Annotated in this window: 5 protein-coding genes; 3 read left to right on the top strand and 2 right to left on the bottom strand. The window is 51.7% G+C overall.

All coding sequences use genetic code 11. The annotated features are described in order from the left end of the window. Positions 1 to 4 precede the first annotated feature (4 nt). From T433_RS0109040 to T433_RS15050, 3 genes are all read left to right on the top strand, one after another. Positions 5 to 1,705 carry a RagB/SusD family nutrient uptake outer membrane protein gene (locus T433_RS0109040; protein WP_027455565.1) on the top strand — a complete coding sequence of 567 codons (1,701 nt, stop codon included), beginning with the start codon at positions 5 to 7 and terminating at the stop codon, positions 1,703 to 1,705. 238 nt (positions 1,706 to 1,943) lie between these two features. After that, complete coding sequence (locus T433_RS0109035; RefSeq protein WP_027455564.1) at positions 1,944 to 3,998, top strand: FG-GAP repeat domain-containing protein; 2,055 nt, start codon at positions 1,944 to 1,946, stop codon at positions 3,996 to 3,998. A gap of 126 nt (positions 3,999 to 4,124) precedes the next feature. Next, positions 4,125 to 6,464, top strand: a complete 2,340-nt coding sequence (locus T433_RS15050) for an alpha-galactosidase (RefSeq protein WP_155808445.1) — start codon at positions 4,125 to 4,127, stop codon at positions 6,462 to 6,464. A gap of 56 nt (positions 6,465 to 6,520) precedes the next feature. Here the strand turns inward: T433_RS15050 and T433_RS0109025 are convergent, their stop codons facing one another. Together T433_RS0109025 and T433_RS0109020 are read right to left on the bottom strand one after the other, a co-directional pair. Continuing rightward, a complete protein-coding gene (locus T433_RS0109025; protein WP_027455563.1) occupies positions 6,521 to 8,524 on the bottom strand; it encodes a sialate O-acetylesterase in 2,004 nt (667 codons plus the stop codon). 231 nt (positions 8,525 to 8,755) lie between these two features. Next, on the bottom strand, positions 8,756 to 10,930 hold the full coding sequence (locus tag T433_RS0109020) for an alpha-galactosidase (RefSeq protein ID WP_027455562.1): 2,175 nt from the start codon (positions 10,928 to 10,930) through the stop codon (positions 8,756 to 8,758). Positions 10,931 to 10,932 lie beyond the last annotated feature (2 nt).

Here is a 10,932-nt window from a genome sequence, read left to right as displayed (position 1 = left end):
AACGATGAATAAAAGAATATATCATAAGCTTTGTAAGGGCCTTGTTTGCTGTTGCCTTGGCGCAGCGCTCTTCTCTTGTTCGGATATGATGGAGACCGACAACCATCGGGTGGCCTATGACAACCAGCATCAGCTGAACCAGGCCAACGACTCTATCTACTCGGTAATTGGCGTTCTGGCCCAACTGCAACAGGTGGCCGACCGCATCGTGCTGATGGGTGAGTTGCGTGGCGACCTGATGACGGTAGATCCACAGATGGCATCTACGGATCTGCAGGCTATCGACCACCTGCAGTTCTCGTCGGATAACGCCTATGCTCAGGCTCGCGATTTCTATGCCATCATCAATAACTGCAACTATATCTTGTCGCACATGGACACTACCCTTGTTGAGGGACAGACCAAAGTGCTGCTGCCAGAATATGCACAGGTGAAGACACTGCGGGCCTATACCTATTGGCAGATGGCACTGATATTTGGTAAGGTGAATTACTTCACCGAGCCTCTGACCGATGTCAGCAGTGCTGCAGCGCTTCATGACACGGAAATCGACCTGGATGCACTTTCCTTGCTGCTGATAGCAGACCTGAAGCCTTTCGCCAACATCCGTGCCTTGGACTATGGCAGTATAGATGGTTGGAACAGTTCGGAGTTCTTCCTGCCCACGACGATGCTCCTTGGTGATCTGTATCTATATAATAATAGGTATGAAGAGGCGGCCAGCGCCTATTACGAGCTGATACGCCAGCGACGTCTAACGGTGGGTAGCGGTTATGCCAACACCTGGCGCACTGCCACCCGACAGGAGTTGAACAACGGTCATCTTCGTGCGTATGTCTCAGAGATGATCACCCGACAGGTCTTTGATAGCAACCTGCGCTCAGCACACAGTCAGTTGCGCAAACTGACCTATGATGATGGACTTTCGTCTGAGTTCCATGCGCCGGCGTTACTTCCCGTGAAGTCTTTTACCGACTGGATGCAGCAGCGCACACACTTCCATACTGACAACGGACAGGCCATCTCGCGCTTCTTCTATGGCGACCTGCGCGGCATGGCAGAACTGTCGAACGGCAAACGCATCGGCGATGCCTTCGGACCTACCATCGCGGCACGTGGCGCAGCCTCTTCGCCCCTCTATATCACGAAGTTCTACAATAACCTCTCTGGCAGCGAGACCGACCTGTTGAGCCGTCGTCCACTCACATCACTTGCCGTCTTGCGTCCTTCCACGGTGTATCTTCGCTATGCTGAGGCTATCAATCGTGCAGGCTTCCCCACCACCGCTTTTGCCGTGCTGAAGTACGGACTGAACGCCGTGATGTACGACACCATCCAGCATCGTGTGGATACGCTCGAGATGCAGCGCTATCCCAGTTATATCGACTTCCGCGCTTCGCAGTATGACCAGAATATCGGCACCGCAGCCCGCGGATTGGGACTGGGCATCCGCTGGGATAAGACCCAGTATGTGATTCCGGCAGATGTAGATACCACCGACTACGTGGAGCGCGCCATCCTCGATGAGATGGCAGCCGAAAGTTGTTTCGAGGGCAACCGCTTCTTCGACCTCCTGCGCATTTCCCACCATCGCGACAACCATCCTGCATTCATGGCAAGGAAGGTGAGCCGAAAGTATGAAGACGACGCAGCCACCGAGCAGCGCCTTCTGAACCTTGCAGAGTGGTTTGCGCACGAAAAATAGACTGATAGTCAGCAGGAAAACAAGTACCTGTAGGAAAAGAAACAGTCGCAAAATGACACATTTGTTGCACCAATATTGAAGAAAAACCATTTAGGCACATTCCTTATATCTTTCACCACAGACGTTATAGTGGAGTGTGCCTAATTATAGCTACTTTTGTAGCCGTGAAAACTTTATGAGATCATATAATCATTAACTAAAAACAACTTTATCTTTTATGAAACATTCTACATTACTTATGACCTTGCTACTGGGTTCGGCTCTGTCGGCGCAGGCACAGTCGTTTAAACAGGTGGAACAGGAACAGAACCAGGAGAAGTTCATGCCCTTGCACCGTGGTATTGTGACCTTTGCCGATGTCAATGGCGATGGCAAACTCGATGTGGTCTATGGCGGACAGTATCGACCCGACAATGACAAAGATGGTTCTGGAGATGTGACCTTCAAGACTGATCCCGAGGGTAACTACGTACTCGATGGAACAGACAACAAAATTCTGGAGAAACACACCAAATGGGCTGTGCAGGGCGATGCGGAAGATCCCAACTCATGGTTCTCGCTGAGCTGGGCTTGTACGGCCAATATATTCTTTAATCAGGGTGGCGGCAACTACACCCACGAAGTGGCCAGTTCGTGGTATCACTGGGGCGAGGGCGCACGCACCAGCACCGAGGCTCATGGCCTGCTGCCAACCACGTGGGGCGGCTATCACTTCTTCGATGCCAACAATGACGGTCGTCTTGATGCCTATATCTATGGTCAGGATGAATGGGGCTGGAAGTTCTCGGAGTACAGCGGACAGAAGGTGGGCGACGACACCCAGTATGTAGCTTTCCAGTTGCAGAATGCTGAAGGTATCTTCGAACTGCAGCCATGTCCCTTCCCCAAGGGTGGTAACGAGAACACCTATTCTCTGGGCAACCGCGCCAACTCGAGCATTGCCTTCGGCGACTACGACCACGACGGTTATACCGATGTGCTCATACAGTGCTATCACAAGTGGATGGATGGTGAGGATGTGGCCGGCGAGCGCCTGGTAGCCCTCTATCATAATAATGGTGATGGCACATTCACACAGGCCAACGTGTTCAAGCCCATTCCTTTCGAACAGAACCAGAAGCCTGCCGATCTGTTTGAAGCCAACGTAGAATCAGGACAGATGGAGCCTAACATGAAAGCAAAGCCAATGAGCCATGGTGCGCTTGCTTTTGCCGATCTGAATGGCGATGGCTGGCTGGATATCATCACCACCGGTTGGAGCAACGATGACGATGCCATCTCTTTATACATCTATGAGAATAAGCAGGACGGCACTTTCGAGGAGGTAAACCTTGAGGGTAAGAGTTTTGCTGCGGTGTATGAAAGTGAGCTGCAGGTGGCCGACATGAACAACGACGGTTGGCTCGACATCGTGGTCTTTGGTACGCAGAGCGGTGAGGGTATGCCCAAGGCTGGCGATGTCTATCTGAACGATGGTGATGGCGAGTTCAACTTCACACGCAGTTCTGTAGGTCAGGGCAATGGTCTTTATGGTGCCAGCGCTGCATATGCTAACCTGGTTGACATCAACCACGATGGTCTTGTAGATGTATTCTCTTATGGTTGGACCGATGTTGAAGAAAAAGGTTGGGGTGCTCGTATTCATACCCAAAATACCGATGGCACATTCTCGCTCGACACAGATTTTGGAGATCCTAATACAGCTTATTTGACTCTAGGTGACGTCAATGGAGACGGTGCGCTAGATGTGTCAGGCGACTATTGGTTCGACTTCGGTATCTGGGAAAACCAGCTGACAGACGGCATCGAGGCTCCCGACGCTCCCACCAATGTGAAGGCTGTTCAGGAGGAAAGAGGCAAACTGACCATCAGTTGGACCGGCGACGATATGAACCCTGGCAATGCCTATAACCTCTATGTCAAGAACAAGGAGACAGGTTGGATCAGTCAGCTGATTCCCGCAGACCTCGAGACCGGTGCACTCCGCACCACCAATGCGCTGGGCGTAGCTCTGCGCAGCGAGGATCCCTCTGCCATGACCTATACCATCAGTGTGCCTGACGGAAACTATGAGGTGGGTGTGCAGACCATCAAGAACGACTGGACCACCAGTACCTTTACGAAGGCCGAGGTCGGCGTTGCCGATGGCATCCAGACGACAAAGGCTATCCAGTACGATGCCACCAGCATCTATGATGCCAATGGTCGTCAGCTGGGCGCCGACATCGATGGCCTGGGCCGCGGACTCTTCATCGTGAAGAAGGGTAATCAAGTGACTAAAGTAATCAAATAATACCATTCTTATCTCACAACGGCAGGGGCGTATTCCGATATCGAAATGCGCCCCTTTGTCTTTTCATTGACCATTGACTATTGACCATTTACCATTGATCTAATAATGTTTAACTAACTTTTTCCTATGAAAAAATCAATTGTTTTTATGTTGGCGATGGCCCTGAATGCTCTGCATGCGGGTGCGTTCAATATCAGTGAGGGACGATGGCATATCAACTTCGACGAAACATCGAAGTATATGTCTATTGCGTACAACAACACGACGCTGTTTACGGGCGTTTATGGTTCGGCAGGCTATTATTTTGCCGACGACAACTCCGGTACATACTGGCCGGAAACCAAGGATGCTGCCGCGTGGACGGTGACTAAGACTGAAGGGTATGCCGACGGCTTCGGTACGGGTACTAAGTACAGCATCCTCTACACGTTTAACTGGCCCAACTATAGTGGTGAAGGGTCGCAGCTGGTGCAGGATTTCGTGTTCTACAACGATGTTGACTATTTCGTTTGTCAGCTCACCGTGAGCAACACCAGCGGGCGAGAGATTAAAACGAACTATGTGCTGCCTCTACGCTCGGCCAACGAGGCAACGTTTATGAATGGAGCCTATAACAGTTCCAACCGCATGCTGTGGATTCCATGGGATAATGATGAATATGTGAAGTATCAATCGCGCCCCATGAACACCACACACGAAAGCAACTCTGTCATCGCCTTGTTTAATGGCAGTACCCGCCATGGACTCGTCATGGGAGCCCTCGATCACGATCACTGGAAGAATTGTGCAAAGGTGACGGCATCAAACAATTATAAGGTAAATTACTTCGAACTGCGCTCAGGCTATACCAGTTCGTTTACGCACGACCAGAACATGGCTCACGGCATGGTGCATGGCACCTCGGTGAGTTCGTCGCGCTTCATGGTGGGATGGTTTGACGACTGGCGCGTGGGCATGGAGACCTATGGCCGGGCATGCACCCGCGTGGTGCCTCGCTGGGAGTGGCATGGAGCCAAACCCGTAGGCTGGAACTCATGGGGCGTGCTGCAGACCAATGTGCAATATGAATATCGCGACCACTGTGTGCTAAATACGGCAAAGTTTATTGCCGAGGAACTCATGCCGTATGGCTATGGTGACAGTCAGGGGCAGGTGGTCTTCGATCTTGACTCGTGGTGGGACTTCCTCTCGGACAACGATCGTAATGCCGTGTTCGACTATTGTCGTCAGCACAACATGATTCCCGGGCTTTATTTTGGTCCGTGGGTTGACTGGATCAGCGAGAATGACCTGGACCAGACATTCTATGGAAGCTATAAGCATCGTGACGTGTGCCTGAAGCAGAACGGCAGCTATAAGACCCTGGATGGTGCCTACTGTCTGGATCCTACGCATCCTGCTGTCATTGCAAAGATGGAGGAGCGCCTGCAGCAGTTCTACAATTATGGCATAGGCTACGTGAAAGTGGACTTCCTGTCGCAGGGTGCCATTGAGGCCGATGCCTGGTACGACCCCAACGTGCATACCGGTATGGAGGCATATAATCAGGGCATGAACCGCTTCAAACAGAAGATTCTCGACCTGTGGGGGAATGGTGGTCTTTATGTGGATCTGAGCATCGCACCGGCCTTTCCACATCAGTTTGGCCACAGTCGTCGCATCTCGTGTGATGTCTTCCGCAGTATCAGCGATACCAAGTATTGTCTGAACAGTACTTCGTTTGGCTGGTGGCTGGACGAATGCTATTTTGCACAAGACCCCGATCAGCTTGTCATGGTGGATAAGAATGGCTCTCACAGTGCCGCAGAATGCCGCGCACGTCTTACCTCGGGACTGGTGACGGGCATCTTCCTGATGGGTGACAACTTCAGTGGTGTGAACTATGGTTATTCGAACACAGCACAAAGCAAAACCTATGCGCGGTCACTCCTGGCCAACAATACCGACTTGATGCACGCCGTACAGACTTGTCGAGCCTTCCGACCGGCTTTCGGCCATTGGGCTGGCGAAAGCGGTGCAGAGAATATCTTTGTTTACGAGACTTCATTATACACCTACGTGGCATGTTTGAACTATAATTCAAGTACACTCTTCAATTCAAACACGGCTAATTGGGATATCGATGTATATTATCACATCGGTATGGATGTGAGCAATGTGGCTGAGATTAAGGAGTTGTGGACCGGTGCGACGGTTCATCTGAACAACGAAGGAAAGTTCACAGCCACGGTTCCTGCTCGGGATGCACGCATCTATCGCATCAGGAAGGTCAGCGGCGTTGATGATGGGCCAGTGCTGTCGGTAAGAGAATCTGGTGGCGTGGATGGTATCCAGCCAAACACGATGAGCCAGAGACCTCGCCATACAGGTATCTATGCGATTGATGGACGCCCGTTGAAGGCTGATCCTGAAACGTTGCAACCAGGCATCTACGTGATAGACGGGAAGAAAGTAAAGCATGAATAAAAAAGAAGTGCCGCACCACTGAGATGGTGCGGCACTTTTCTGTATGTGGAAATCAATCAGTTGGCATTGTGATTGTTGATAGACAGACCAGGCCAGTCGTCGGTGCGGAAAGGCACACAGGGCAGACCTGCTGCGTTCTGCAGATTGCAGAGGGGGTTGACATGCCATGCGTAGCGCACGGCCACAGGCGATGCCACCTCAGGACAAGAGACGACGACGGTCTGTCCCTCGATGCGTGCGTTGGCCCAATGCCAGCGATGGTCGCTTCCTGCAATTGCAAATCCCTTCAGGGGGCCTCCGTCAGACGTGCGTAAACCGTCGGCATGGGTGAAGCAGATACGAATGGCGTTGTCTTCAATCTGATAGCCGTTGTAGGTGGGTCCGGCATATTCCAGTTGTTCGCCATAGGTCTTTGCGCGAGCCACCAGTCCTAAGCGGCGGCCCACCTCCTGCTTGTTGCGTGGATGAATGTCGCCAGCTTCGCCAATGTCAATGAGGCATGCCAGTCCAGAGTTCTCTACGTGCTGGGCAGCCATGGCCTGTGCTTCGCGCACTTCAGCCCATTCATCGTCACCAGGTTCGGTCTGCAGTTGTTTGTAGTTGGCCAGTTGAACGATGTAGAAGGGGAAGTCGTAGCCCCATTTATGGCGCCAGTCGCGAATCATCAGCGGCAGCAGTTCGCGGTACTGATAGCCTTTGTGCTCGTTGTTGCAGCCCTGATACCAGATGGTGCCGCGAATGGCAAAATCTACCATGGGGTTGATCATAGCGTTGTACAGCACCGTGACCTGATTAGGTGAAGAGGTGTTGTTGACGGGAATGCGGGGCAGTGAGACCATGGGTGTGGTGGCTTTGTAATGCCAGTTGCCAGCCAGTGAGATGCGCTCACCGCGGCACTCCAGGTAGAGTTGGTCGGCAGGACTGTAGATACCGCCGTCGCCACCGGTGTCGATGAGGTGTACGGCGAGTGTGGAGCGGCCTGCTTTTACACATCGTGAAGGAATGGTGTAGTCGCGTTTCTCGCCATAGCTGTTGGTCTGGCCCACCTGTATGCCGTTGAAGTAGGTGAAGTCGATGTCGTCAACGAGTCCGCCCATAGACAGTTTTACTTCCTTGCCAGCCCATGATGCGGGAATGTCTATCGTGCGACGTAGCCATGCAGCACCGTCATAGTTGGTCAGTCCGGCCTTTTCCCATTGCACGGGGATCGTCATCTCAGGCCACTGACTATCGTCGAACGAGGTCATTGCCCAGAGTGGTTTCTCTCCCTCATACCCTGGGTCGAGGCTGCGTTCCTGCTGTTTCCACTGGTTCAGTTGATTGAGATAGATATTATCTCGCTCGGTCTTGTCGGTGGGGAGCTTGCTGACGTCGTTCAGTGCCTCTGTCATGTCGGGATGCTGACGGAGTGCTTCGGCGCTGGTCCACGGCTCAATGAAGGTGCCGCCCCACGAGGCGTCGATAAGTCCTACCGGGACATTGCGATATTTATGTATCTCTCGTCCGAAGAAGTAGCCCGTGGCCGAGAATTCCTTTACGCTTTTGGCCGAGCATACCTGCCATCCACCGCCAAGATTGGTCTCCATCTCGTTGAGAGGCGTTGGTGATATGTTCTTACGCACCTGCAACAGGCGGATGTTTGAATACTGATTGGCCTCCTCTTTCTCCTGCTCGTAGTTGTTGACTCGTGACCATCCGTCGATGGGCATCTCCATGTTGGACTGTCCGGAGCAGAGCCATACTTCGCCCACCATGACATTCTTTAAGGTGATCTTCTGTCCATCGCTGATGGTGATGGTGTAGGGACCTCCAGCCTGAGGTGTGCGCAGCGAGGTGCGCCAGTGGCCGTTGGCATCGGCCGTGGTAGAGACCGTAGTCTGGTTCCAAGAAGCTGTAATAGTCACTTTCTTACCAGCCTTTGCCGTACCCCAGATGGGGGCATCGGTCTGTTGTTGGATGACCATGTTGTCTGTGAACAAAGGTGGCATGACGGGGCGTGCACTCAATTGCAGAGTTGCAATAGCAGCCATTGATGTTAGGATTAAACTAATAGGTTTCATTTCTTTATTGGTTAAACGAATTACAGTATGCAAAAGTATAGAAATTATCTGAGAAGAATTAATAAAATCATGTCAGTTTAAAGCATTTTTGGGTCAGAAAGCTTGTGGCGATGTTCTTTTAGCCTTTTTCGCAGGTGTCATCATACAGAGAAAAAGACTGCTACATACATCGCGTATGCAGCAGCTTTCATTAAAAACCTAAAACGCTTTTTGCTTAAATATGAGTTATTACTATTCTTTTATGATCTCAATGATATGGCTCACCAGCGCGTTGCCCGATGTCACTCTTAGGCCCACCTTCATCAGGTAATCGCCCGTATAGACCTTGTCGTGACAGTCCAGCCAGCTCTGTTGACCGGGCATCAGGCAGATCTCGCGAACGCGATATTGCGCTTCTGCGTCGAGACCTCGCAGGCACACGGGCAGTTGGTAGTCGGTGACACGCGGATGGATGTCGTAGGCAAAGAGCAAGGCATGTGAGCGGTCGTCGTTCACGCGCTGCAGCACACAGTGCTCGCCGTCATAAGGCGACATCAGACGATAGAGGTTGGGAGAATAGATAATAGGCTTCAGCCTGTTATACTCCTGGATGGCTTCCCTGCAGTATTGCTTGTCCTGCTCAGACATGTCTGCCAGTCCGATGTCGAATCCCAGCTTGCAGGTGAAGTCCACGTCAAGACGGAATTTTACGCTAGCCTGTCTGTTCCAGTTGGTGACGTGCGAGCACATGGCCTTTGACGGAATAAACTGCGAATAGCCCCACTGGATATAGAGACGTGACACTGGATCTGTGTTGTCAGAACACCAGAACTCGGTGAAATATTTCAAGCCTTCGAAGTCTGAGCGCGCGCCACCGCCAGAGCACATCATCATGTAAAGATCTGGATAGTTGGCATGAACACGCTGAAGAACGTTGTAGAGGCCGCGTACGTAGTCGATATAGAGATTGCCTTGATGCTCTTTCTCATAGGTAGAGTAGATATTGGTGATAGGCGAGTTGCAGTCCCACTTCATGAACTTCAGTTGTGGGTTTTCTTTCATGAGGTTGTCCACCACACTATAGACAAAGTCTTGAACACGAGGATTAGCAAGGTCGAGCACCAGCTGGTTGCGGAAATAATAAGTATCTCTGTTGGGCAGTTTCAGTATCCAGTCGGGATGCTTCTCGGCCAGTTCACTCTTCGGGTTCACCATCTCTGGTTCTATCCATATGCCAAAGGCAATGCCCGTTTCATTTGCTTTCTTGACGAGGTATGGTATGCCGTTGGGCAGTTTGGCTGTTGTGGCCTGCCAGTCGCCCAGTCCTGCGTGGTCGTCTTTGCGTGGGTACTTATTGCCAAACCAGCCGTCGTCGAGCAAGAACAGATCCACGCCCAGGTCTTTAGCCTCTTCAAACAGGGACGTCAGTTTCTTTTCGTCAAAATCGAAATAGGTGTTTTCCCAGTTGTTCAACAGTGTCATGCGGTCGTCTTCGCCCTTGTTGAGCTGGTGTTTGATGGCCCATCGCTGGAATCGGCGGCTACCTTCTCCGGCACCGTTTTGCGACAGTGTGAAGTAGAAATCGGGCGTGCGGAAGACCTCATTCTTTTTCAGCAGATAGGTAGAAGCGTCAGGGTTGATACCGCTGATGACTCTCAGTTGGCGCTGGTGGTCCACCTCGAATGTGAAGCGGAAATTGCCAGTCCAGCCAATGGTTCCCATCAGCACGGTACCTTCTTCCTCGGCTACAGGGCGCCCTAGGCCAACCTCAAAGAATGGTTGGGCAAATAGGGCAGCGCGTGTGCCAAGTCTTGTATCAACAATCTTTTTACCAAAAAACAATTCCTGTGTCTTCATTTGCATTTCTCGAATCCACTCGCTCGTGAATTCTGTCAGAAAGTAGCGGTCAGCCTCAAAGTATAGCATGCTGGAAGCATAGCGCGAGATATACACCTTTCCCTTTTCCTGGTGACTTATCTCGCTCCATTGCTTGATGATGTCCTCATCGGGGAAGACCTCATAGTGGAGTGCCACCGTGACGGGATAGAGCTCGTCGCGCAGCGTGATGATGGTTTCGTTGCCCTTTTGCGTATGCGATACGTATTTCAGTACGCTGGTAGGATTGCCGTCAGCATGTCTTATTTCAAATGCAGGCTCGTAGAAGTCTTCGGTGCCCATGACGGGATAGACTTCGTTTCCATGGGTGACGATGCTACTGGCGCCGGCCATGCGAGGCATGTCGAGCGTGGCAAGTGGTGTGTGGTCAGACAGGCGTGCTCCCAGGTATGTCTGGTACAAGCGTCCGTCGTCTTTGACCTGGAGTGTCAGCTGCGTGTTTTGTGTTGCGATGTTGATGTTGATGTTGATCTTTTCTGCATAAGTGCCCATCGCAGTAAGCAGCATTGCAAGGATAATCAATCGTTTCATGT

It is taken from the genome of Xylanibacter brevis ATCC 19188, from assembly GCF_000621725.1.
GTDB lineage: Bacteria > Bacteroidota > Bacteroidia > Bacteroidales > Bacteroidaceae > Prevotella > Prevotella brevis.
Note: the sequence above shows the minus strand (reverse complement) of the source record. Positions and strands in the feature narration are given on the sequence as shown.

Bases quoted from the DNA above. Each gene is read 5' to 3' on its own strand.
- T433_RS0109040 (WP_027455565.1), top strand. From the start codon at position 5: ATGAATAAAAGAATATATCATAAGCTTTGTAAGGGCCTTGTTTGCTGT.
- T433_RS0109035 (WP_027455564.1), top strand. From the start codon at position 1,944: ATGACCTTGCTACTGGGTTCGGCTCTGTCGGCGCAGGCACAGTCGTTT.
- T433_RS15050 (WP_155808445.1), top strand. From the start codon at position 4,125: ATGAAAAAATCAATTGTTTTTATGTTGGCGATGGCCCTGAATGCTCTG.
- T433_RS0109025 (WP_027455563.1), bottom strand. From the start codon at position 8,524: ATGAAACCTATTAGTTTAATCCTAACATCAATGGCTGCTATTGCAACT.
- T433_RS0109020 (WP_027455562.1), bottom strand. From the start codon at position 10,930: ATGAAACGATTGATTATCCTTGCAATGCTGCTTACTGCGATGGGCACT.